This is a genomic window from Bifidobacterium eulemuris, from assembly GCF_014898155.1.
Classification (GTDB): Bacteria; Actinomycetota; Actinomycetes; order Actinomycetales; family Bifidobacteriaceae; genus Bifidobacterium; species Bifidobacterium eulemuris.
Window position 1 is genome coordinate 2,362,374 of record NZ_CP062938.1, and the last position, 23,338, is coordinate 2,385,711.

18 protein-coding genes are annotated in these 23,338 nt (G+C 62.0%); 8 read left to right on the forward strand and 10 right to left on the reverse strand.

What is annotated here, in order from left to right; translation table 11 throughout:
- Positions 1 to 50: 50 nt before the first annotated feature.
- On the reverse strand, positions 51 to 680 hold the full coding sequence (locus BE0216_RS09795) for an arsenate reductase/protein-tyrosine-phosphatase family protein (protein WP_094636506.1): 630 nt from the start codon (positions 678 to 680) through the stop codon (positions 51 to 53).
- 232 nt (positions 681 to 912) lie between these two features.
- On the opposite strand from BE0216_RS09795, the gene BE0216_RS09800 reads away from it, so the two are divergent.
- Positions 913 to 2,832 carry a DUF4012 domain-containing protein gene (locus BE0216_RS09800; protein ID WP_094636507.1) on the forward strand — a complete coding sequence of 640 codons (1,920 nt, stop codon included), beginning with the start codon at positions 913 to 915 and terminating at the stop codon, positions 2,830 to 2,832.
- Between the two features lie 536 nt (positions 2,833 to 3,368).
- Here BE0216_RS09800 and BE0216_RS09805 read toward each other — a convergent pair.
- The 5 genes from BE0216_RS09805 to trxA form a co-directional block, all read right to left on the reverse strand.
- Positions 3,369 to 3,911 (reverse strand): hypothetical protein, encoded by a 543-nt coding sequence (locus BE0216_RS09805; protein WP_094636508.1) that lies wholly within the window; start codon positions 3,909 to 3,911, stop codon positions 3,369 to 3,371.
- A gap of 332 nt (positions 3,912 to 4,243) precedes the next feature.
- Complete coding sequence (locus BE0216_RS09810; RefSeq protein ID WP_226805768.1) at positions 4,244 to 4,474, reverse strand: helix-turn-helix transcriptional regulator; 231 nt, start codon at positions 4,472 to 4,474, stop codon at positions 4,244 to 4,246.
- Positions 4,464 to 4,886: a hypothetical protein gene (locus BE0216_RS09815; RefSeq protein WP_094636510.1), complete on the reverse strand. Its 423-nt coding sequence runs from the start codon at positions 4,884 to 4,886 to the stop codon at positions 4,464 to 4,466. The genes BE0216_RS09810 and BE0216_RS09815 overlap by 11 nt, the downstream gene beginning before the upstream one ends.
- Positions 4,887 to 5,052: 166 nt before the next feature.
- Entirely contained in the window at positions 5,053 to 6,066 is a 1,014-nt protein-coding gene (locus tag BE0216_RS09820) for an aggregation-promoting factor C-terminal-like domain-containing protein (protein WP_094636511.1), read from the reverse strand.
- Positions 6,067 to 6,382: 316 nt separating this feature from the next.
- A complete protein-coding gene (gene trxA / locus BE0216_RS09825; RefSeq protein ID WP_094636512.1) occupies positions 6,383 to 6,748 on the reverse strand; it encodes a thioredoxin in 366 nt (121 codons plus the stop codon).
- A gap of 116 nt (positions 6,749 to 6,864) precedes the next feature.
- Here trxA and BE0216_RS09830 point away from each other — a divergent pair, with 116 nt between their 5' ends.
- The 6 genes from BE0216_RS09830 to BE0216_RS09855 all read left to right on the forward strand — a co-directional run bounded on the left by BE0216_RS09830 (position 6,865) and on the right by BE0216_RS09855 (position 14,154).
- Entirely contained in the window at positions 6,865 to 7,500 is a 636-nt protein-coding gene (locus tag BE0216_RS09830; protein ID WP_094636623.1) for an NUDIX hydrolase family protein, read from the forward strand.
- A 37-nt stretch (positions 7,501 to 7,537) separates the two neighbouring features.
- Positions 7,538 to 8,380 carry an alpha/beta fold hydrolase gene (locus BE0216_RS09835; protein ID WP_094636513.1) on the forward strand — a complete coding sequence of 281 codons (843 nt, stop codon included), beginning with the start codon at positions 7,538 to 7,540 and terminating at the stop codon, positions 8,378 to 8,380.
- A 21-nt stretch (positions 8,381 to 8,401) separates the two neighbouring features.
- The gene (gene nudC / locus BE0216_RS09840; RefSeq protein WP_094636514.1) at positions 8,402 to 9,649 is read left to right on the forward strand and encodes an NAD(+) diphosphatase; all 1,248 of its coding nucleotides are present in this window, start codon (positions 8,402 to 8,404) and stop codon (positions 9,647 to 9,649) included.
- Positions 9,650 to 9,742: 93 nt separating this feature from the next.
- Positions 9,743 to 10,150, forward strand: a complete 408-nt coding sequence (gcvH, locus tag BE0216_RS09845; protein WP_094636515.1) for a glycine cleavage system protein GcvH — start codon at positions 9,743 to 9,745, stop codon at positions 10,148 to 10,150.
- A gap of 45 nt (positions 10,151 to 10,195) precedes the next feature.
- A complete protein-coding gene (locus BE0216_RS09850) occupies positions 10,196 to 11,419 on the forward strand; it encodes an App1 family protein (protein ID WP_226805769.1) in 1,224 nt (407 codons plus the stop codon).
- Between the two features lie 224 nt (positions 11,420 to 11,643).
- On the forward strand, positions 11,644 to 14,154 hold the full coding sequence (locus BE0216_RS09855; RefSeq protein WP_094636517.1) for a S9 family peptidase: 2,511 nt from the start codon (positions 11,644 to 11,646) through the stop codon (positions 14,152 to 14,154).
- Positions 14,155 to 14,179: 25 nt separating this feature from the next.
- Here the strand turns inward: BE0216_RS09855 and BE0216_RS09860 are convergent, their stop codons facing one another.
- From BE0216_RS09860 to BE0216_RS09870, 3 genes are all read right to left on the reverse strand, one after another.
- A complete protein-coding gene (locus BE0216_RS09860) occupies positions 14,180 to 16,354 on the reverse strand; it encodes a glycoside hydrolase family 36 protein (RefSeq protein ID WP_226805829.1) in 2,175 nt (724 codons plus the stop codon).
- Between the two features lie 187 nt (positions 16,355 to 16,541).
- Entirely contained in the window at positions 16,542 to 18,395 is a 1,854-nt protein-coding gene (locus tag BE0216_RS09865) for a sialate O-acetylesterase (RefSeq protein ID WP_226805770.1), read from the reverse strand.
- A gap of 3 nt (positions 18,396 to 18,398) precedes the next feature.
- On the reverse strand, positions 18,399 to 19,457 hold the full coding sequence (locus BE0216_RS09870) for a GDSL-type esterase/lipase family protein (protein ID WP_094636519.1): 1,059 nt from the start codon (positions 19,455 to 19,457) through the stop codon (positions 18,399 to 18,401).
- Between the two features lie 186 nt (positions 19,458 to 19,643).
- On the opposite strand from BE0216_RS09870, the gene BE0216_RS09875 reads away from it, so the two are divergent.
- On the forward strand, positions 19,644 to 21,011 hold the full coding sequence (locus BE0216_RS09875) for a GH1 family beta-glucosidase (protein WP_094636520.1): 1,368 nt from the start codon (positions 19,644 to 19,646) through the stop codon (positions 21,009 to 21,011).
- A gap of 112 nt (positions 21,012 to 21,123) precedes the next feature.
- Here BE0216_RS09875 and BE0216_RS09880 read toward each other — a convergent pair whose 3' ends face one another.
- A complete protein-coding gene (locus tag BE0216_RS09880) occupies positions 21,124 to 22,959 on the reverse strand; it encodes an ABC transporter ATP-binding protein (RefSeq protein WP_211279916.1) in 1,836 nt (611 codons plus the stop codon).
- Positions 22,960 to 23,338 lie beyond the last annotated feature (379 nt).

Here is a 23,338-nt window from a genome sequence, read left to right on the forward strand (position 1 = left end):
GCATCGGATTCCTGCCGTCGGCGGCACGGCCCCGATCCGCGCTCACGGCATCATTCGTCGGGCGCGCCCTGAAGCACGTCGATGAAATCGGGGAATTGCAGATTCTGATCGACCTGCAGCGCCTGCTCATCCACATAATGCTTGCGCATACTGGCGAATATCGTGCGCAACGCGGCGTTGGTCTGCTCGGCGGCGAGCTGGAACTTGTCGAAGGACTGGCGGTGCGGATCGGCGATGTTCTGGGAAACGGGCAGCATCGGGCGGATCAGCGTGGAGGCGGAGATCACGGAGCGCAGACGGTCCTGGATGGTCGTGCCCTTGACGAGATTGTCTTTGGCGCAGTATTCGCACATATTTGCGAAATCCGTGAGCAGGAAGGTGTAACGGTTGGCGTTCGGGGCCAAAGTGACGATATCGGCGCGCTGGCGCTTCTCGAAGCACAGGATCAGATCCGCGGATTCGGCCATCTGCCGGGTCAGCCGGCGGGAGCGGAAACTAGTGGTGTCGATGCCCACCGCGTTCATCAGATATTTGCTGGACGGGTCGATGGCATGCGATTCAAGCCCCTGCGTGCCCGCGCTGGACACCTGCACCGTGGTGCGTTCCAAGTAGCGGCGGGTCAACAGTTCGCCCATGGGGGATCGGCAGATATTGCCCGTGCAGACGAACATGATATGCATGAAAAGCCCCTTTACTCGAATCGGCATCGACCGACGGCCGTTGTGCTTCAGACAGCACTATACAACAGGGGGTTTCGAGAACGTTTTTGGGTGTTTTGCAAGGGGGTAGGAAACCTTGCGGCTTCGGGGGTGGGGCACGGTATTGTGGAGTGGGGATATCGACCGGGATAAGGACACGAGCACGCCACCGCCCTGGGAGAGCGGAACTTCAGGCGTGGAAGGAGACGAATCCATGACATTCAACAATGATGGCGACAATCTGTTCGACGGGCTGACGGACGCCCCTATGGCGAGGATGGAACCGCCGACGCCGCCGTCCGCATCGGAGTCCTCGCCATCGGCACGATCATCGGGCGACGGGAACCCGGGAGGGCAGCACCGGTCCCGTCGCGCCTCCCAACGCCGGCTGCGTGAACGTAGGCGCAAGCGCAACCGTCGCATTCTGATCGCCGTGGCGGTGGTGCTGGGCGTGCTGATCGCCTTGGGCGCATGGTTCGGCATCTCCGGATTGAAAGCGAAAAACGAGGTCGAACAGGCGGTGGCGGCCGTCTCGCAGATCCAAACCAGTGTGAGCGGCGGCGATATGGACCAAGCCGTCAGCGGGCTGAACGACCTGGCGGACCATATCGACGCGGCCTACCAGCAGACCAACAGTCCGATCTGGGCGCTCGCCTCTTGGATGCCGTATGTGGGGTCGGATATCGGCGCGGTGCGATCCGTGGTGGGCGCGTTGGAGACGGTGTCCACCGACGCGCTGCCGTCGTTGTCTTCTGCGTTGGATGGATTCTCTCTGGACTCCATCAGTGTGCAGAACGGACAGGTACAGATCGGCGATCTGGCCAGCCGGGCGACGGATCTGACAACGGCCAGTGAGGTGATCAGCCAGGCCAACGACGAGCTGCAGGCCGTGGACGGCATGCGGATCGAACAGTTGGCCAACGCGGTGGATAGTGCGAAAACCCAATTCAACACGGTTTCGTCGCTGCTCGACACCGTCTCGCGCGCGGCGCAGCTGCTGCCGAAGATGCTGGGGCTTGAGGACGGGCAGACACGCAACTATCTGCTGATATCGCAGAACAACGCCGAATTGCGTACCACAGGCGGCATTCCTGGCTCATGGGGTGTGATCACCGTGAGCAATGGCGCGATTTCGGTTTCGGAATTCGATTCGGCAAGCAAGGTGTCCGAAACACCTGTGGTGGAGCTGACTGGTGAAGAGAAGGTGTTGTTCGGCGAGTATCTTGCTGAATACCAGCAGGATATCAATTTCACTCCTGATTTCCCGCGCTCCGCGTATATCGGCACGGTGATGTGGAAGCTGTTGAAGAACCAGGACGTCGACGGTGTGATCAGCGTGGATCCGGTGGCTTTGCAGCGTATGCTGGCGGTCACCGGCGGCATGACCATGTCGGATGGCACGGTTCTGGACGGACAGAACACGGTGCAGACCCTGCTGCGCGACAGTTATGTTCGCTTCGACACACAGACGACGCAGGACGCGTTCTTCGCGCTGGCCGCCCAAGAGGTGTTCGAGCATGTCACGCATACGTCAGGCAATAACACCGAACTGATCAAGGCGCTCAGCGGCGCCGTCACCGACGGACACATCATGCTGTGGTCGGCCCATGAGGACGAACAGGAGGTTCTCGCTGGCACCACCATCGCGGGCGAATTGGAGAACGATCCCACCGAACCGGTGGCCGGCCTGTATTTCAACGATCTGACCCAGGGCAAAATGGATTGGTATCTCGAACGAGAGGTCTCATTGGAATATGAGAAAACCTATCCGAACGGGGAACGCCAGTATGCGTTGCATGTGAAGTTGACGAATACGGCCCCCACTGATGCCGCCACATCATTGCCTGAGCTGGTACGCGGATATTGGAATGGCGAACCGCGATCCGGGGAGATCGAGACCACGACGTATGTGTATGCGCCGGCTGGAGGCCGTCTGGTGAGCTGGGAGTTCGACGGCAGCGGAGTGGACGACAGCGAATTCGATACGTTGAGTGTGCACGAGGGATTGACCTACGGTTCGAAAACGGTGACGTTGCAGCCTGGCGAGAGCTGTGAATTCACGATTCACGTGTCGTCGTCAAGTGAGGCGGAGGGTAAGGAGATCACCTTGCGGCAGACTCCGACGTTGGAGTAATTCTCCTGAACGGACGGCAAAGGGCGGGTGCTGGCTTACACGCGGCACCCGCCCTTTCTTACTTTTTGCCGTCCATTCTTGTCGTCTTATTTTGTCGTCGTTCTAGGCGCCCCTCAGCCGGGAGACAACTTTTATTTGTCGTCATCCTGAGCGGATCGCAGCGGAGTCGAAGGATCTCGTGCGGCGGGGAGGTGGCACCTTCAGAACTTATGCATTCGTGACGCATCTGGCCCCAGGCGAAATGCGGTTTGTGGAGTGAGATCCTTCAACTGCGTTCGCCGCGCTCACTCCGCTCAGGATGACGACCCGATAAAAGGAACGCGGATGGGCTTCGTGCGTTTGCTGCGCTCAGGATGACGACCGATAAGGGAGCGCGGATGGGGCGACTGCGTTTGTTGCGTTCAGGATGACGGCCGGTAAAGGGAATCTTACGGATGGGGCTTTCTGCGTTCGCTGCGCTTAGTGACGACAATACGGAAAGGTCCTCGAGAGTTGCCTCTCGAGGACCTTTGAAGAATTACCTACTGAAGGTGAATTCAGCGGGTGGCCTTCTTGCGCACGGCGAACAGAGCCACGCCAGCGGCAGCCATCAGGACGATGGCCACACCGTACGGAGCCACGGAGGCGCCGGTGTTGGCGGTGGTCTTGGTGCCGGTGGCATTGTTGCTGGCACCGTTGGACGGAGCGCCGGTCGCCGGGGTGTTGTCACCGGTCTTGACGGTGGCGCTGAAGGAGCTACCGGAGGTCTTGCCAACGGCGGAGATGGTGAAGCCACCGTTATCGGCCTTCTCCAGGCCGGCGTCGGTCAGGATGTACTTCAGGGTCAGGGAGCCATCGGCCTTGGCGTTGACCGTCTTGACGGCGATCGCCACAACGTCGGAGACGTAGGTGGTGTCGTAGGTGACGTCGACGGATTCGTTCGCAGCGAAGGTGCCGGCCGGAGCGGAAGCGGTCACAGTGTTGCCGGAGATGGTGCCGGTCGTGGAGTAGTTCTCAACGGCCATGGCGGTGCCGGTGGCGAAGCCGAAGCCGAGAACGGCGGCGATGGTGGCGAAGAGGGCCACGATCTTCTTCTTCATAGTAGTTGTCCTTTACCTCTCAGATGCGGGACTCGAAGTCCCCTGAGACTTGGGTTGTGGAGTTCAGAGTCATCCCCTTGCTCCGTGTACAGTGCTTTACTATACACCCCCTTCAGACGAGGGAAACTTACGGAAAACGGCGTAAAATCGCCGCTGTGTGACAAGTCCATCACGTGATGTGAGGGGATTCGCACACCCCCGAACGATGTGCAGGTGGGGAAACCCGCGGAATATCAACGATGCCGGTGAAATGTGACGTATGTTACGAAAAATCGAGCATCGAATCGCGTTTCGGCGTGTCGTTTCACCGTGTCGGGTATGGCTTTCGCTGGTCAGGCGGCCTTGCCCGACGTCGACGCGGCGTCGTCCTCGTCGTCGAAGCTGAACAGGTCTTCCACGGTGGTATCGAACACCTTCGCGATATCCATGGCCAACCGCAGCGACGGGCAATACAGGCCCTGCTCCAAGCGCCCGATGGTCTCGCGGCGCACATTGACCAGATCCGCCAGATCGGACTGCTTCATATCCTTCTCAAGACGGTGCAGTTTCAGGCTAGTCCTCATCGTCATCCCCCTTGGCCCCCTGATGTTCCAGCCACAGGTAGCGTGCGTCGGAGAGCGCCAACGCGGCCATGGCGAGCGTCGGCAGCGTCATCGGCCGAATCTGGTGCATCCCAGGCTGCAGCAGCGCCAGCATGGTATAGACGAACCCCAGCAGAATCAGCACGGCGATCATCGTGGTCAACGCGAACTGCATGGCGTCGCTCTGATGCTTGTCGGAAAGCTCGTCGCGGCGCGGATCCTGCCGGTCGAGCACCAGGAACACCAGCACCTCGCCGACGATCCACAGCACGGCGACGACGGCCGTGGCGATCACCCCAACAAGATTGTTCTGGAACAGCAGCAGTAGGGCGCAGCACACCGCTCCCACTATTTCGACGACCATGCGCAATGAGATATATCGGTTGAAGGTCATCGTGAAATCGCTCCTCTTCCATATCGCGGTACCGACGCGCCGCCATCGAATCCATGCGGCCGTTCTATAGAAGAATCTAGCACCGTTGACGCAATTTCGAGGGCAAATGACGGGGGGATATGGTAAAGCCCCGCACGCGGCGGGGCTTTACGAAGGCGTTTCGCGATCAGTACCAGTGGTTGGCGACCCAGAACTCGTACGCGCCGGCGAGCGAGCCGTAGCGGCCATTGCAGTAGCTGACGAACCACTTGAACTGCGTCTGATAGTTGGTCTGCCAATCGGCGCCGGCCGAGGCCATCTTGCTGCCCGGCAGCGCCTGGGCCAGACCGTATGCGCCGGAGCTGGCGTTGGTGGCGGTCGGATTCCAGCCGGACTCGTGGTTGATGATGTACACGGCGGCGGAGAAGTCGCTTTCGCTGTATCCGTTGGAGATCAGATAGTCATGCGCCCACTGTTGCATCTCGCTGGCCGGCACTGTGGTGCCGAGGTTCGCGTCGGACGAACTGCCGGAGCTGGACGCCGTGCTGCCGGTGCCGACCAGAATCACACGGTCGACCGGCGCTTTCTTCACATAGGAGGCGAACACGTTGGAGGAGACGACCGTGTCTCCGGCGCGTGTGACCAGACTGGTGGTCTCCATCACGCCCTCCTCGCCTTCGGATTCCACCTCCTCCTCGCCTTCGGCGAGGTCGTCGGTCTCCTTATAGACGGTGTTGAACGCGATGGCGGTCTGGGAGGTCTCCAGCTCGGCACCCGCGCGTTCGATGGTGATGACGGTGGACTCGTCGACCTCGTCGGTCAGGGCGGGGGAGACGGTGTCGCCCGATTCAAGCGTGATGTTACCCGCGTCGAGCACGGATTTGACGTCGGTGAAGGAATCCTTCTCGCCAAGCACGATACGGGTTTCGCCGTTGATCTTCACGGTCACGAACGTGGTGTTCCTGTCGGCGCCCTTGAGGGAATCGCGCGACGTGCCACGGGAGACGGTGACGCCGGACGTGTCGGTGGCGGAGAATTCGGTGACGGACTGCGAAGCGGCGAGCTCGTTGCGGTAGAAGGTGTTCGTCACCACACCGGCGGTGGCAAGCATTCCCACTGCGGCGAAAGATGCCGCGATCTTCATCCACTGGCGCTTGCTCAGGGACTTCAGGGTGGGGACGTTCTTGCGATGGCTGGCCATTACGCTCCTTGGTCGGCGGATAATACGTGTGCGCACACACTTCTTCCAGTGTAAGTCAGTGTGTGCATAATGTGAAATCCCGCCTGCCCGAAAAGGGTAGACGGGATGGAATGCCTTGGCGTTGCCACGTGTGAGAGGCTCTTCGACTCCGTTGCGCTTCGTGTGGGAGATGCTTCGACTTCGCTACGCTCCGCTCAGCATGACGAGGAAGGAGTTTGCATGGGGATGCTTCGACTTCGCTACGCTCCGCTCAGCATGACGAAGAGGGGTCATCCTGAGCGGAGGCGCAGCCGGAGTCGAAGGATCTCAGACCGTTTTACTCGGCGTCGGCGTTGTCGGCAGCGTCGGCGGCCTGCGTCATATCGAGCGCCTTGGCCTGGCCGATCAGATCGTCAAGCGCCTCGGCGGGCAGCGCGCCGGCCTGCTGGAAGATGATCTGCCCCTGCTTGGCGACCATCAGCGTGGGCACGGCCTGCACACCGGCGGCCTGCGCGAGCTCCTGGTTGGCGTCGATATCGACCTTCGCGAAGAACACATCCGGATTCTTTTCGCTCGCCTCCTCGAACACCGGGCCGAACGAGCGGCACGGGCCGCACCAGGTGGCCCAGAAATCCACGAACACGATCTCATTGTCGGTGATGGTCTTCTCGAACTCAGCGGTGCTGATGGCATGGGTGGCCATAATCTGCTCCTTACCTTGGATTACACGACTTCAGCTTCCCATCACCACTCAACATTTACGTCGTCTTTACGCCGGGAGAATAGGCGAATGCGCGAACGCGCGCGATAATGGGAACCATGCCAGTCCTGAATGATGAGGTGCCCAGCGAGGGCGACTTCGACGCCGGCCGCCGTCGCGGCGAATTCGATTCGATCACGCCCGAGGATTTCATCCGCGGATCGGGCGGCGCGGGCCGCGGCAATCCGCCCGGATGGCTCGGCCGCGACGACATCGAACGAGCCCGGATGCAACTGCCCATCACTTATGTGGAGATCGTGCCGGTGCGCACCGATGACCTCGGTCGCATCAGCCAGGTCGGATCGCTGCTATGCGTGTCGGATGACGGAAACATCGAACGCACGCTGATCACCGGACGCGTGCTGTTCCACGAAAGCCTACGCGAGGCGATCGCGCGCAACGTGGCCAAGGATCTGGGCGACATCGCCCTGCCGATGCTGCCGGCGAACCTCCAGCCGTTCACCGTGGCGGAATTCTTCCCCACACCGGGACTGAGCGAATACTACGATCCGCGCCAGCATGCGATCGCCCTATGTTATGTGGTGCCGATCGCCGGCGACTGCAAGCCGCAGGACGAGACGCTCGACGTGGAATGGGTCGATCCGCGCGGCGGCACGATGGAGACCTTCCTCGCGCAGATGGTTAACGGCCATGACCGAATCGTGCGCCGGGCGTTGGCCTGGGCTGGAATCTGACGGCGTAGGGGCATAAGAGATAGGGCATAGGAGGAATATGCGCATCGCGAACCATATCTACCGCGGCGGCGAGGGGCTGCCGCTCATCCTGATCAACGCGTACCCGGTGGACCACCGCATGTGGGACGAATGCGCGGCCGAAATCGCGCGCATCGCCGACGCCGAAGGCATACCCGCGTTCCCGATCTGGGCACCCGACATGCCCGGTTCGGGCGAATCCGGCGTTCCCACGGCGGAGGAATCTGGCCCGCAGGAGCCCAACGGATCCTATCCGCAGGCCTTGAACCGCGCGGGCGAGGCCTACGTGCGGCTGATGCGCGAAGGCGGATACGAGCAAGCCATATGGGCTGGGCTGTCGATGGGCGGATACATGGCCACGAACCTCTACCGAATCCACCCCGAAGCGGTGGCCGGACTCGCGTTATGCGACACCATGGCCGCATCCGACGGCGTCGGCGGCGAAGGGCGCCTCGCCACGGCCGACGCGTGCGAACGGAGCGATTCTCTGGAACCGGTGATGCATTTCGCGCAGCCGCAACCGGGGGATTCCAGCGTGAAGCGCTCGCCGGCGTTTGTGGAGAAAATGACCGCGTGGATCCAGAGCCAGACGCCGGCCGGAGCCGCATGGCGGCAGCGCATGACCTACGGGCGCGCGGATCTGACCGATGTGCCGGCGTCGATCGACGTGCCGGTGGCTGTGGTGTCCGGAACTCTCGACCCAACCAGTAATCCGAGCGTGATGCGTCCGCTCGCCGAACGCATCGGTGGCAACGCCGTGTTCACGCAGATTGAGGATTGCGGCCATTTCAGCGCCGTGGAACATCCAGACACGGTGGCCCGCGCCCTCGTGGACCTCGTCAAGCGCGTGCAGGGACGGTGAACGTTAGAAAGGCGATACCCTATGTTTTCTCCATTGGCACTCACTCAGGCGTTGCCGTTTCTGCCGCTCGCGCAGGGCGACATCGACTATCAGACCGAGCGCCGCGGCGAACCCGGTCTCGTCGCCTCGCTGCTCGCCGACACCGCGACCAAGGTGATTCTGACCCGTAACGGGCGGATCGCCGTGCCGCGCGGCCAAGGCGAACTCGTGGACCGCGAAACCGTCAGCATGCGTCTGGCCACCCTGCCCGGCGCGTACGTGCTTGCGGAACTGGACCGCTATCCGCAAGCCGTGGCCATGTTCCTCGGTGCCTACGGCGGTGTGCGGGACGAGCATGTGCTGGCTATCGACATCACCCGCGTGCCTGAGGCGGGTGTTGGTACAGTCACAGCTGCCCCGTCTGTGGCCGGAGTCGAGGACTCCGGAACCGTCGACGGGCATCTGGGCGCGATCGGAACGCCTGGCCCCGCAGGGACGATGGGTGTTCGCGCGGGCGTGGGCGGAACATCTCCCGCATCCGCCGACGCGGCCTTGCGGGCGGTGCCGGATTCGGCCGGACTCGGCGCGGACGACGCCTTCGACGACTCGGTGGGCGGTGCGCCGGAAGAGAACACTCCCAAGCCGACGCTGCTGCAGCAGGCCGTCACCAGATTCGATTGGGTCGATCTGCGAGGCTTCGCTCCGCACGCCACCGCGCGTGAGGCGGGGCAGGCGACCAGCGCCATCACCCTGAGCATCTGGCACAGCAGGCAGCGGCATTGCCCCACCTGCGGAGCCCCGGTCGAAACGGCGATGAGCGGATGGGCGCAGCGTTGCACGAACCAGGCGGACGGCAACCGCGTGCTGTTCCCACGCGTCGAACCGGCGGTGATCACCGCGGTGGTCGATGGGCAGGACCGGCTGCTGCTGCAGCACAACGCCGCGTGGAAGGACGCGCGACTGTATTCGGTGTCCGCGGGATTCGTGGAGGCCGGAGAGAACCTGGAACACGCTTGCCGGCGCGAAACCTTGGAGGAGGTGGGCATCAGGCTGGGCGAGGTGCGGTACTTGGGATCGCAGCCGTGGCCGTATCCGGCCTCGCTGATGGTGGCGTTCAAAGCGCATGCGATCAACACCGATGCGCGGCCGGACGGCACCGAAACGACGACCGCACGGTGGGTGACGCGCGACGAATACACCGCCGAGCTGATTTCGGGGCGGATGGTCGCGCCGGGCAAAGCCACCATCGCCCGCTACATGATCGAGGAGTGGCTCGGACGGGAGCTGTGAGATGCCTCGACTGCGCCTACGGCTCCGCTCGGCATGACGAAAAGGGATGAGGCGAGGGATCTCTCGACATGACGGGCTGATAGGCTGGAGAGCATGAGTGAACACAACGAAGAACAACCGCTGAACCTCGACATCCCCAGCCATCTGGAATACTCCGACGACCATGTGTGGGTGAATCTTACGGACGGCGAGCTCGCCGTCGTGGGCATCACCGAATACGCCGCCGAACAGTTCGGCGAACTCGTATTCGTGGACCTGCCCGAGGCGGGCGAGCATGTGGACGCCGGCGACGAAATCGTCGAACTCGAATCCTCCAAAGCCGTGCAGCCTCTGGTCAGCCCCGTCTCCGGCACCATCCGCTATGTCAACCGCGACGTGGCCGACGATCCCTCCGTGATCAACGGCGACCCGTACGGCGAGGGGTGGATCCTCAAAATCGAACTCGACGACGACGAACCCGAACTGCTGAACGCCGAGCAATACGCGAAAGTGGTGCGCTGAGCCAGACCGCACGCCGGTTCAGGATCATGGCTTATATTGGGGAACATGAATAGTCCACGCAGGGAAGCAGCATCATTCGAGACGGAAGCCGATGAGATGGCCACCGTGCCCATTCCCGCGCGCACCACGGTCACCAACTTCGACACGGCGTCACGGCACGAACGCATCGAAGGCAAACCCCCGCTGGTGCAGGTCACCCGCCGCGCGATCATCGGCGGATTCGGCGTCTGGTCGCGCCTGTCGACCGCGGTGGTGCGGCATCTCGGGTGGTATCCGCGCATCGAACCCTATGTGGGCTATGGCACCGACCAATACTCACGGCTCATCTGCCGCACGGTCTACGGGCCCGAACACTCGCAGGAGGGGGCGGTCAAACGCGGCATCCGCGGCATGCTGGCCATCGCCGCGCCCCACACGCATGTGCGCATCAGTATCGACGGAGTGCCGCTGAACACCTTGCAGGTCGGCGCGTCCGAAGTATACGACAAGCCGGACCCCAAACAGATGACCAGCCTGGAATACGCGGTCTCCGACACGGCCGGATACCTCGACCTGCTGGCCGAGCACGAGCTGCCGGTCGGCGTGCACCGCGTCTCCTACCGCACCAGCCGCCGCAAGCCGGTGGGCGCGAACCTGTACACGATCCCCTCCAGCGCGAAGGTTGGCATCATCTCCGATGTGGACGACACGATTATGGTCACGCAGGCGCCCGTGTTCTGGAAGGCCGCGTGGAATCTGCTGTTTTTGAATCCGAAGAAAAAAGCGCCGGTTCCGGGCATGAACGTGCTGTTCAACAAACTCGCCGATCTGTTCCCGGACGCGCCGTTCTTCTACCTGTCGACCTCGCCGTGGAACGTGGAGAGCTCCATCCGGCATTTCATCAAAGATCACGGCTATCCGCCGGGGCCGCTGCTGCTGCGGGATCTGGATCCGCGGCCCAAAACCTTCGTGCCGTCGGGCGTGCAGCACAAGCTGGAATTCGCGGAGCAGCTCATGGCCGACTTCCCCGATATGAAGTTCATCCTCGTGGGCGACGATGGGCAGAAGGACCCCACCACATACGCGACCATCGCCAAACGCTATCCGGGGCGCGTGCTCGCCATCGCAATCCGTCAGCTCTCGCCCAAGGAATCACTGGGATTCTCGCCGATGACCGGCATCACCACCACGCAGCCCATGCCGGTGACCGACGTGCCGGTGTTCACGGGAACCACGGGGTCGAACCTGCTGAAAACCATGTTGCCGTATCTCAAAACGCATATGGCCTGATCCCTTTTTGAACCAGTTGGCACTTGATGCCTCCATTTGGCACCCGCGAGATGATTACCGTAAATGGAATCGGCTTGATTTCGCCCATCTTGTTGGAAAGTGTCGGATACCGGGTGCCAACTGGAGGCATCAAGTGCCAACTGGATACGCAGCGAGTTGACGCAATCGGGTCTTCGCCGTGCGTGACGCGCGGAAAATGCGGGGGAACCCATATAATCGCGCGTATGAGTGACGAGACGGTGATGGCGATGACCTCCTTTGACGAAACGCGCATGCGCCCGCCCGTGGCGCGGCGCGCGCCCGAGACGCGGGAGTTCCACGGCGACGTGTTCAACGACGACTACGCGTGGATGCGCGACAAGGACGCGCCCGAGGTGCGCGAATACGTGGACGCGCAGAACCGGTACTGCGAGGCGCGTATGGCGCATCTGGTCGGATTGCGCGGCACGTTGTTCGAGGAGTTGAAATCGCATGTCGAGGAAACCGACATGTCCGTGCCCACGCGTGTGAACGACTATTGGTATTTCACGCGCACGCAGGAGGGGCGGCAGTACGGCATCCAATGCCGATTGCCGATTCGCGGCGCTGACGATTGGGATCCGCCGCAGGTGGATCCCAAAGGCGAACCGGGGTCGATGCCCGGCGAGCAGATCGTGTTCGACGCCAACGTCGAGGCGCAAGGTCATGATTTCTTCCGTCTGGGCGGCATGGATTTAAGCCGCGACGGCCGCTGGCTGCTGTACGGCGTGGATGTGACCGGCGACGAACGCTACGATTTTCATATCCGCGACCTGTCGGCCGAAGGGGCCGGCGAGCATACCGAACTGCCGGAGGTGTTCACCGGCATCGGCGGCGCATGCCTGACACCCGACGGACGATATGTGTTCTGGGTGGAACTCGACGACGCATGGCGTCCGTGCGCGATATGGCGGCATAAGGTCGGCACGCCGGTCGAATCGGACACATGCGCGTACCGCGAGGCCGACGAACGATTCTGGGCCGGCGTGGGCATCAGCTTCGACGAGCGTAACGTGGTGATCGGCACCGGTTCGAAAACCACCACCGAAGTGCTGATGCTGCCCGTCGACACGCCCGAGGGTGAATTCCGCGCGTTCATCCCGCGCGAGTCGGGTGTGGAATACGATGTGAGCTTCGCCTGCTTCGAAGGGGCCGGCGAGAACGGCGCGGACATTCCGCTGGCGGTGGTCTACCACAATGCGAAGAATCCGAACTTCGAAATCGACGTGATCGATATGCGCGAGCACGAGCCGCCCTACCGTTTGGGTGAGGGCGTGTGCGTGGCGGCCGGCTCCCCATACGGTTGCGAGCGTGGCGATGACGTGGAACCGGGCGCTTCGGCGCGGCCGATCGCCACGCCGTATTTCAATCCCGTGAACCCGCCCATCCTGCAGGGCATGCACGGATTGGGTATCGAGGGGATCGCGATTCACCAGCATTTCGTCAGCTTGAGCTATCGTGCCGACGGTCTGCCGCGCGTGGCGATGATGACCAAGCGGGATGCCGCCGAAGACTTTCTGGCCGGGCGTGCGTGGCGCTTCCGCGAGCTCACACCGCCCGCGTTGGAGAACGACTGGGATGTGGACGATTATGGCGATTCCATGTTCGCGGAGGCGTTCGGAGCGCAGATCGACGTCGAGCCGCTGATCGCCGACGACACCGCCGGGCCGCATCGCCGGCCGTCCGCGCAGGACAGTCTTTCCGCCTTTGATGGCGCGTCGGCCGATGAGATGCCGGGCGAAACCCGTCGCCTGTATTCGATCGGCGCGGGCGGCAACCCCTCGTATGAGGCGCCGCGCATGCGCTACTCCTTCTCCAGCTACACACGCCCCGGTGAGCTGCGCGAAATCGATCCGGTCACCGGCGAGGACGTGCTGCTCAAGCGCGCGCGGGTGTTGGGCGGTTTCGACGCGCGCGACTATATGGAACGGCGTGTGTGGATCACCGCGCGCGACGGCGAGCGCGTGCCCGTGTCGCTGGTGTGGCGTCGCGATCTGCCCGTGCAGGACGCCCCCATGTTCATCACCAGTTATGGCGCGTATGAGATCAGCTCGGATCCAGGGTTCTCGGTGTCCCGTCTGAGCATGCTCGACCGTGGCGTGCTGTACGCCGTGCCGCATATCCGCGGTGGCGGCGAGATGGGCCGCGCCTGGTACGAGCAGGGGCGGCGGCTGAACAAACGGCACTCCTTCGAGGATTTCGTCGACGCGACCATCGCCCTGCAGGATGCGAGACTGGCGGATGCGCGCCGGACCGTGGCGAACGGCGGATCGGCCGGCGGCCTGTTGATGGGAGCGGTCGCGAATCTCGCGCCTGACCGTTTCGCCGGCATCGAGGCGGATGTGCCGTTCGTGGACGCGTTGACCTCGATTCTCGACCCGTCGCTGCCGCTGACCGTGACCGAATGGGACGAGTGGGGAGACCCGCTGCACGACGCCGAGGTGTACCGGTACATGAAGTCGTACACGCCGTATGAGAATTTGCCCGAAAGCGGCCCGTTCCCGAAGATCTTCATCACCACGTCGATGAACGACACGCGTGTGCTGGTGGTGGAGCCGCTCAAATGGCTGGCCGCCATGCATGAGCGCGGATTCGACGCCGTGGCCAAAATCGAGGTGGAAGCTGGGCATGGCGGCATCTCCGGCCGCTACAAGCAGTGGGAGGAGGTCTCCTACGAGAACGCGTGGTGCCTGAGCGTGATGGGCATCGCGCGTTAAGGACGCCCATCACGCCCGGTCCGTCTTATCGGGTGATTCGGAAGATGCGTGCCGACGGGACGTCGGTGGTGCCGGCGGTAAGCGTGACCATGCCATCATCGCCGCGGGTGAAGGACCATGGTTTCGCGCTCGGCGCATGTTCGGGAGCGTCGGGATTGGGGAATACCTGCTCCAATCCGACGTGGTCCGGCAGTGCGAAGGAACACGAGGCGTCACCGGACCGCCTCCACACCGTCAGATAGCCGTCGTCATTCGAATTCGCAGCGGGTCGAAGCCCGGCGACCAGCCAGTCGCCGTTGAAGTCAGGCAAGCCCGCAGGCCACCAAGGAACCAGGGATTGCTGCGACTGCAATACCGTGCGGTGCAACGCGATGGCGTCCCTCACCAATGCGAGACGATTATCGTCCATGCGGTCGAGGAATCCGGAAAGATACAGGCGGCCAAGTATGCCGGCGGCCAACGTGAGGATCGCCGTCTCGTCATCCATCTCCTGCTGGGCGTAGCCCCAGTTGCCTTGCTGCTCGGGCAGAATCGTCAGACCGGCGCCGGCGGCGATCGCCGCGTACACCAGAGGATCGCACTGGTCGGATGTCGACTGCATGTCGAGACGGGACAGTTGGGCGTAATCGGCGCGCATGGCACCGGACGCGCAGTTCTCGATCATCACATCGGGATGGCGTCGGCGAAGATCGTCCAACCAATCCAGATAGGCACGGCAGTGGTCCAGCAATCCCTCGCCTGCGGATGAGGCATTCAGCTCGGTGCCGACACCCGGTATGGTGTTGTAGTCGAATTTGAAGAAGACCACGCCGAATTCGTCGATCAGCCGGTCCACGGTCCGCGTCACATGATCGCGGGCGGCAGGGGAGCGGAAATCGAGCAGATAACGCCCGGAATCGCTCACGCGCACCCCATGGCGCATGAAGAACGCCTCGTCCGGCAGGCTGCTCGCCAGCGGTGAGCCGATGCCGACCACCTCAGGCTCGAGCCACAGGCCCAAGCCCATGCCTCGCACGCGAATCGTCTCGGCCAGGCCAGCCAAGCCCATGTCGCCGAAGCGGTTGTCGGATGCCTGCCATTCGCCCACCATATTCCACCAGCCGCCGTCGGTGCTGTCGTACCAGCCGGCGTCGATGCAGAACACGTCGGCACCGACCTTCGCCGCGCCGTCGATAAGCGGCAGTTCTTTGTCGAGGCGGGGATCGCCGAACAGGGTGTTCATGTAATCGTTATAGACGACCGTATGCTGCATATGCGTGAATTCGTTAGACCGCCCAAGTTCGATGGCCTTCGCGCGGCGCAGCGCCCTTCTTTGGAACGTCATCTCGGCGTTGGCTTGCTGCCAGTCTCCGGCCGCTATGGCGAACGACACCGGCACCGTCTCGAAGGGATGTTCCGGGTCGACGGTGGTCCACCACTGGTGATCGCGGTATTCGGGGCCGAAAGCGGCCACGCGCAGTCCAGGGAAGTTCTCGCCGATCTCCCAAGTCCAGGCGCCGTTGTGTTCGATCTGCCACATCACGGAGCAAACCGGCTTCCGATCAAGCCTCGCGAGTTCGAGAACGCCGTCCGGCTGCGATGTTCCGGTGCTCCATGTGGAAGTGGAACGCCGCGCGAACACGGAGCTTGAGATGCCCGGGTTGATGGCGAAACTGCGGTCGCGCAGGGTGGTGTCACGCAAAGGCGCGGCATGCCAGTCGTTTTCCACGGCCCAAGCGGAGTCTGCCCATAATATGGTCGCATGCTCCGTATCGCAGTCGTTGGCGTCCATCGGCAAGGTGAGATTGCATGAGGATATCGCCTCCACGATGAACGGGGCATCGGCTGAGATGCGGGTGTAGGTCCGCGCCGCGGAGACGCCGGGGTAGGCCTCGAACACCGAGGTTACGGTGATGCCTGACGGGCATTGCGCCGGGCATGGTGAGCTGTCGGTATGTTCCGTGGCTTCGTCGCCGAACGTCCTCCCGTGCGGTTGCAGCGCGTCAAAGGACGCCGTTTGTGTGATCTCCAGCCGATATGGGGTCATATCGTCATGCCGCGGCGGCGTTGTTGCGCGGGCGTGGTCGAACCGCAGCTGCTGTCCGGCCAAGGTTTCGGCCAGCTCTAGACGGTTGTCGTTGGATCCGGTGATGGGGGTCGAGATCTCCACGATCGGTTTGGCGTCGCGTTGTGCGACGCCATCCGGCGACGTCGGCGTCATACCTTGACCCGACATGCCGATCATACTGACGGGATGATCGGCCGTCGCCTCGAAGGCCAGCGAGATAACGCCGTTGCCCCAGACGAAACGGCCTTGGTCATCCGGAACGATGCGATGGCCATCGGGGGATGGGCAGGCTGGAGGTGTTGAGAATGCAGGCAAGGTCTTCTCCTTACTGTGGGTGATATCAACGAATGGTAGTCGATGACGCGTGGGGAATGAGATGGGAGAACGGGAATGCCGGGATATCCCAGCGATTGGACAACGGCGGGACGCCCCAGCTGGCCCATCCGTAACGGATGCCGGTCGGATGAAGCGTGTCGGGCAAGGGCAACGTGACAAAGGATTCGCCCGGATCATCCGCGGAATGCGTGATCCGTGCCGCGACCGGATGCCAGACGCCGTCGTCCGTGGAGACTTCGAATCCGGATGCGCCCGCCGGACGGAACGACGGGGTCGATTCCCTCGACTCGAAGTGCTTCGGAGGCTCGAGGCTGGCGTTCTTGTCGGAGAAGCGTAGTTCTTCGGCATGGTCGAACCGTACGATGACGGATCCTGCGCTTACGTGGACGTTTGCGTCGCCGGCGTCGTCATCGCTTGCATTCTCGTTGGATGAATACGACCATGACACCGGTTCGGGGACGTCCGCTGGAACGTCGGCGCATCCATAGATCCGGTTGAGTGCGGCGTTTGCGAGGCGCTCGCCCGGTGTGCGCTTGTCCGTGGGATGAATGTTGTTGAATTCGCCGCAATCCATGAGTGGAACGGTGTATACGTCGGCGATGGCGAGCGAGACATCCCGCTGTGCCTCGCGCAACACGGGCCAGTAGCGGTGGTCGATGCCCGCATCGAAATCCGATTTGGATATCCATTGCGGCAGTTGCGCGATGATGAACGGGAGCGTTTCGCCTTCCCACCGTGCGCGCCATTCGCCGACAAGCATCCCGAGCATCGCGCGGTAGTCATCGGCGAATCGTTCGTCCTCCTCGCCTTGGTACCACAGGAATCCATGGAGCGCATACGGTGCCACTCGGCAGATCATCGCCTCGAAGGGTCCCGTGGGATGGTATTGAGAGAACGTGGTCATCGGCGGAGGCCACGGGCATTCGCCATGACGGGCGTTGAGCGTCTCCCAATCGATATCCGGCTGCGACGCCTGATCCGCGGCGATGGCGGCGTTCCACGCGTCGAAGTCACGTTGCCAGGCATCCGTTTCCTCGTGCATCTGCCGTTCGGTTTTGCCATCGACGATCGCATGATACCGTTCGAGATATCCTCGTCCGGACGGAGAGGACTCCAAGGTTGTTTCGCTCATCCAACAACTGATCGATGTGCCGCCCACATAGCAGTCGATGATGCCGATGGGCACGTGCGTCTCCAGCCGTTCACGCAACCGGTGCGCGAACCAGTAGGCCACCGCGGACATGGCGCCGCTGGTGTCGGGCGCGCAGACGACCCATACGGATTCATTCTCGAGGCGCGTCAGCTCGTCGCTGACATGCCCGCATTTGGGGGTGTTGAAAAACCGCAGCCCCGGATCGGCGGAATCATTCACCGCCCGCTCGCCGTCCGCCGCGTTGCGCAACTCGAGCTCCATGTTGCTCTGCCCGCCGGCAAGCCATACCTCGCCCACACCCACATGGTGGTAGACGAGTCTGATCCCGGAGCGGTCCGTGACGGTGAGCTCGTATCCGTCGCCGGCCTCCAGCGGCGGCAGCTCCACCAGCCAGTTCCCATCGTCTCCGACGGTGCCGCTGGCGACGACGGAATCGCTGCGGCCGTCGCCGCATAAGGCGAGCATTCCGGATCTCTCGCTCGAGGCCAGCGTGACCATGACGGTGCGTCCGGGCTCTCCGGTGCCGAATACGGGGATGGGGCGGCGTCGCTGCAGTACCATGCGGTGCGAGAACACGGCGGCGGGGCGCAACTCCATGGGGGCGTGCGGCTTATCGGACGCCTCCGCCATGTTCGCGGTGCCGGTGAGATTCGCGCCGGGGGCTGGACCGGTGGTCGCGCCCATATGGGATTCGTCGTGTGACATGGGTCAATCCTCCCAGATTTCGGGACCAAACGAGGCGAGATATGCGATGAGCTCACGGGCCATCTCTTCATGCTCGCTGATGCGGGGATGACCCGGAGTGGCTGATCCGTTGCGGGAGAACAGCAGATGCGTGACGAGCGGGTCGCCGCTCGCCCGGCAGGCTTCGTCGATGGCCCGGTCCCAGGAGGGGTCGTGTTGCAGTACGGTGGTCATGCATACGATGCGCGCATGGGGGTACGCGCCGCGCAACGAGCGCAGGAAATCCGTATAACGCGCGCGCCAATGGCGGGCCTGTTCGCCGTCGTAGTCGTCTTTCATGAAATCATTGGGATTCGCGTCGTTCTGCCCGATGGCCACGATCACGACGTGCGGGGTATAGCGGGAGAAGTCCCAAGGTTTGGACTCGCCCAAGGCGGGGTTGTATTCGATGCGGTCCCACATGCTTTCCTGGCCGATGTAGTCGGGGCCGTTGAACCAGCCGATGCCGTCGAGCAGGGAGACGCCGCCTTGGGAGACATCGTGCAGCTGCGCGCCAAGGTCGCGTGCCGTGATGGCGGCATAGGAGAACCAGGCGTTGCTGTAGGCGCTTAGATCCACATCGGGATCGGGTCGGCCGGCGTAGAGTGTGGCCTCGTTGCGCTCGCCGCATGAGACGGAGTCTCCAAACACCTCGATGCGTCTGTCTGGGCATGGAGTGGCCGGCGGTAGGATCTCAGCGCCATCGTCGAACTCAAAACCGAGTATTTGGATATGGTGTTGACCGTCCTGACGTTTGAACACGGTGACCTCGTGTTCGATGTCGGGCAGGTTTTCGGCCAGGGGGATGGTTGTTTCCGTGCCGTCGAGGGGAATGCGCGCCTTGACTTGGAATCCGTCGATCACCGCGCCTATGTGGCTGTCTCCGTAGGTGCGGGTGTTGACGACACGCATGGCAAGCGTGGTTCCTGTGAAACGGAACGTCGCCTGCGTGTAGGGATACACCCATATGGGGCGCGTCGGGTCTGTCTCGTCGATTCGTCCCATCGTACGGATGGCCGGGTGATTGGGGGAGACGAACATCATGGTCCTTCCACTGCAGAGTATCGGTTACGGTTACGCGGTCCTATTGAGTGCGACACACCATCGTCGGCACAAGGACTTAACCGGTTAATACCCATGATACACTGACTTTGTTCGTCGGGTGTCCGGCATGCCGTGGCCCGACCGACAACAATCGACAATGGACATACGATTGCGAGGATGGAATCCATGACCACCACATTTCCTGAAGGGTTCCTGTTCGGAACTTCCACCGCCTCATACCAGATCGAGGGCGCCGTCAATGAAGGAGGGAGATGCCCGTCCATCTGGGACACGTACTCACATACCCCGGGCAAAGTGCTCAACTCGGACACCGGTGACATAGCCTGCGATTCCTACCACCGTTGGCAGGAGGACATCGCGATGCTCGCGGATCTCGGAGTCGATGCCTATCGGTTCTCCGTGGCGATGCCGCGCGTGATGCCGGTCGAGAACGGTGCGCCGAACGCCGAAGGTCTTGATTATTACGAGCGTTTCGTCGATATGCTGCTCGCCAAGGGCATCGCCCCCATCGTGACGTTGTACCACTGGGACCTGCCCCAGTATCTCGGGGACAAGAACGGGTGGCTCAACCGTGAAACCGCATACCGCCTAGGCGAATATGCCGGCATCGTGGCGGGGCGGCTCGGCGATCGGGTGCACACATACATCACACTTAACGAGCCCTGGTGCTCCTCATACCTGAGCTACGGAGGCACCGAGCACGCGCCGGGTCTCGGGTTGGGCCCCGGCGCGTTCCCGGCGGTGCACCACCTCAATCTCGCGCATGGTCTGATGTGTCAGGCCGTGCGGGCGGAGGTTGGTGAGGCGGCCGATCTGTCCGTCACTCTGAATCTGCAGATGAACCGCGGCGATGCGGATGCCGTGCATCGTCTCGATCTCATCGCCAACCGCGCGTTCCTCGATCCGATGCTGCGTGGATACTACCCGGATGAGCTGTTCGCCATCACCCACGGCATCTGCGATTGGAACTTCGTCCAAGATGGGGATCTGGAGCAGATCCACCAGCCGATCGACGTTCTGGGCATCAACTACTACTCCACCAACCTGCTGGCCATGTCGGACCGCCCGCAGTTCCCGCAATCCACCGAAGCGTCCACCAACCCTGGTGCCTCCGATGTGGATTTCCTACCCACCGAAGGTCCCCATACCGAAATGGGGTGGAACATCGATCCCAAGGGACTGACCGATCTTCTGGTGCGAGTGTGGGATGACTACCGTCTGCCCCTCATCGTCACGGAAAACGGCATCGCCGTCGTCGACACGCTGGAGACGGATGGCAACGGCGACAAGGCCGTGCATGACGTCAAGCGCGTCGACTACTACCGCCGCCATCTCGCCGCCGCTCTCGACGCCATCGATCAAGGCGTCGACCTTAGGGGCTATTGCGCCTGGTCGTTGATGGACAACTTCGAATGGGCCTGGGGATACGCGCGCCGGTTCGGCCTCGTCTATACGGATTACGAGACGTTGGAGCGCATCCCGAAAGACAGCTTCCTGTGGTATCGCGACGTCATCGCGAAACGGGGCCTGTGACAATCGCGGGAGCCAACAGCGGCGGGACGTCCGTGACGCGAGTCTCGAACGGGCTCCCGCCCCACGACGCGATGTCGCTGCGCTGACACGGACCGCGCCTGCGCGTCGAGGACTACTCCTGGAGTTTCTTGAGTCTGTAGAACTTGCCGTGGGCGGCCATCAGGTCGTCGTAGGTGCCTTCCTCGATGACGCGACCATGCTCCATGACGACGATGCGGTCCGCGTTGCGGATGGTGGACAGCCGGTGCGCGACGATGAACGTCGTGCACCGACCCATCATCTTCTCCGTCGCCTCCTGCACTTTGCGTTCGGAGACGGAGTCCAAGGCGCTGGTCGCCTCATCGAAAATGATGATGCGTGGGTTTCTGATCAGCGCGCGGGCTATGGCGATGCGCTGCCGTTGCCCGCCGGACAGCGTGCCGCCGTGTTCGCCGAGCTTCGTATCCACGCCGTTCGGCAATTCCGAAACCACGTCCTCGAGCCCCACTTCACGGATGACCTGTTCCACCGCGGCATCATCCACATCGTCGAGACCATAGGCGATGTTGTCGCGCAGCGTCCCTGAAAACAGGATGGTGTTCTGCGGAACCACGGCGATATGATGACGGTACGTGTTGAGATCGGTGGCGTTGAGGTCGGTGCCGTCCACGAGCACCTGGCCTTTCTCCGGTTGGGCGAAGCCGATGAGCAGATTGAGCAGGGTGGACTTGCCGGAGCCGGAATCCCCCACCAAGGCCACCGATTGCCCCGCCGGCACGTTCAATGAGAAATCCCTCAACACCCATGGATATTCCGGACTGTATCGAAAATCAATGTTACGGAATTCCACATCGCCCTTGAAATCGTTGGGGATTGCGCCTGTCGGAGCGAGGATCGAATGCTGCTCCACATCGTCCGCCTGGAGAATCTCTCCGATGGAGCTGATGGATTCCACGCCTTTGGTGAGCACAGGGTACAGGTTGATAAGGCTGGAGATGCCGTTGACGATCTGCGCGAAGTACGTCTGGAACAAAACCACGTCTCCCACCTGAATCTGACCCTGCCACGCCATATATCCGGTGAAAGCGAGACATCCGAGTTGGAACGCTTGGAAGATCACCCAACTGGTGGCGCCGAAGACGCCGTTGACCACATCCAGTCTCAGTCCCGTGTCGTGGATGCCGGCGAGTTTGCGGCTCATCTGTTTGATCTCCACCTGTTGAAGCCCGTGCGCCCTGGTGACGGGGATCATCTCGATCATCTCCGCCACGGCAGCCTGCGTCCGCTCCATTTGGGAACGGAAGTCATGGTTGGTCTCACGGATGGGCTTGCGGAAGCAATAGAGCGCGATGACGGCGACCGGCACCGAGCATACGAAGAACAGCAGCACTTTAGGACTGGCGAAAGCCGTGACCGTGACGGCTATGGTGATGTCGAGCGTCACCAACGGCAGACTGCGGAATAGTTGGTCCAACAGTGTTTCGACGTTTTCCACATCGCGCATCACTTTGGACAGCAATCTGCCGGATTGCGTCTCGTTGTGGAACCGTATCGACAGCTGTTGGAGCTTGACGACGAGACTGCCACGGAGTTTCTGTTCGACCGAACGGTTTGCCTTGCCCAGATGATAGGCGAACACCCAATTCGTGATGATGTTCTGCACGACGAAAGCAAGTCCTATGCCGAGATTGAGCCAGAACTCATGCAGCGAGTGCTGTTCCGGATAGGTGACGATATTGATGATGTTGCGCGTGACGATCGGAATCACCCATACCGGTGACTGTTTGGCCACCAATCCCAGCATGGCGATGAACAGGTCGCCGGTGTTGCCCTTAATCAGCCTCAGCAGGATTTGGATGGGATGCCCGGCGTGCCTGCGGTATGCGGCCAGGTATTCTTCGAACGACCAAGGGGTGTCGGCGGGGATGTCTTGCACGTGCTGGGAATTCTCGGTTTTGTCTGTTGCCACGGTGCGTTGCCTCCATCTGCGCAGGAATCGTCTATAACCGTTGTTGTTCTTCGCTACATTCAAGAATACCGAAAGAGCATAACCGATTAAGTAAAACCGTAAGAAAAAGATGCTAAAAGACGTTTTTATATGAAAAAGAGATGAAAAAGTACTGAATCATACTGTCCGGCACACCAGGCTGCCGTCGGTGAAAACCGCTGGGGACCATGCCTTCAGACAGCTGTTCGTGTAGCGTCCGCAGCGGGGATGAATAGTGTGAAAACGTTGTAATATAGCGGTTTTCTGTGAGGGTGGCTTATGATGGATCAGGGGATGTGAAGGCTCTATGCCATGGATGTCGCGCCTCTGCGTATTTTTGGGTGGACTCGCCGACAACTTA

Coding starts and splice junctions, on each gene's coding strand:
- BE0216_RS09795 (WP_094636506.1), bottom strand. CDS start 680: ATGCATATCATGTTCGTCTGCACGGGCAATATCTGCCGATCCCCCATG.
- BE0216_RS09810 (WP_226805768.1), bottom strand. CDS start 4,474: ATGAGGACTAGCCTGAAACTGCACCGTCTTGAGAAGGATATGAAGCAG.
- BE0216_RS09860 (WP_226805829.1), bottom strand. CDS start 16,354: ATGACGCCGACGTCGCCGGATGGCGTCGCACAACGCGACGCCAAACCG.
- gcvH (WP_094636515.1), top strand. CDS start 9,743: ATGAGTGAACACAACGAAGAACAACCGCTGAACCTCGACATCCCCAGC.
- BE0216_RS09875 (WP_094636520.1), top strand. CDS start 19,644: ATGACCACCACATTTCCTGAAGGGTTCCTGTTCGGAACTTCCACCGCC.
- BE0216_RS09820 (WP_094636511.1), bottom strand. CDS start 6,066: ATGGCCAGCCATCGCAAGAACGTCCCCACCCTGAAGTCCCTGAGCAAG.
- BE0216_RS09870 (WP_094636519.1), bottom strand. CDS start 19,457: ATGATGTTCGTCTCCCCCAATCACCCGGCCATCCGTACGATGGGACGA.
- BE0216_RS09815 (WP_094636510.1), bottom strand. CDS start 4,886: ATGACCTTCAACCGATATATCTCATTGCGCATGGTCGTCGAAATAGTG.
- BE0216_RS09855 (WP_094636517.1), top strand. CDS start 11,644: ATGAGTGACGAGACGGTGATGGCGATGACCTCCTTTGACGAAACGCGC.
- BE0216_RS09865 (WP_226805770.1), bottom strand. CDS start 18,395: ATGTCACACGACGAATCCCATATGGGCGCGACCACCGGTCCAGCCCCC.
- BE0216_RS09800 (WP_094636507.1), top strand. CDS start 913: ATGACATTCAACAATGATGGCGACAATCTGTTCGACGGGCTGACGGAC.
- BE0216_RS09850 (WP_226805769.1), top strand. CDS start 10,196: ATGAATAGTCCACGCAGGGAAGCAGCATCATTCGAGACGGAAGCCGAT.
- BE0216_RS09830 (WP_094636623.1), top strand. CDS start 6,865: ATGCCAGTCCTGAATGATGAGGTGCCCAGCGAGGGCGACTTCGACGCC.
- nudC (WP_094636514.1), top strand. CDS start 8,402: ATGTTTTCTCCATTGGCACTCACTCAGGCGTTGCCGTTTCTGCCGCTC.
- BE0216_RS09835 (WP_094636513.1), top strand. CDS start 7,538: ATGCGCATCGCGAACCATATCTACCGCGGCGGCGAGGGGCTGCCGCTC.
- trxA (WP_094636512.1), bottom strand. CDS start 6,748: ATGGCCACCCATGCCATCAGCACCGCTGAGTTCGAGAAGACCATCACC.
- BE0216_RS09805 (WP_094636508.1), bottom strand. CDS start 3,911: ATGAAGAAGAAGATCGTGGCCCTCTTCGCCACCATCGCCGCCGTTCTC.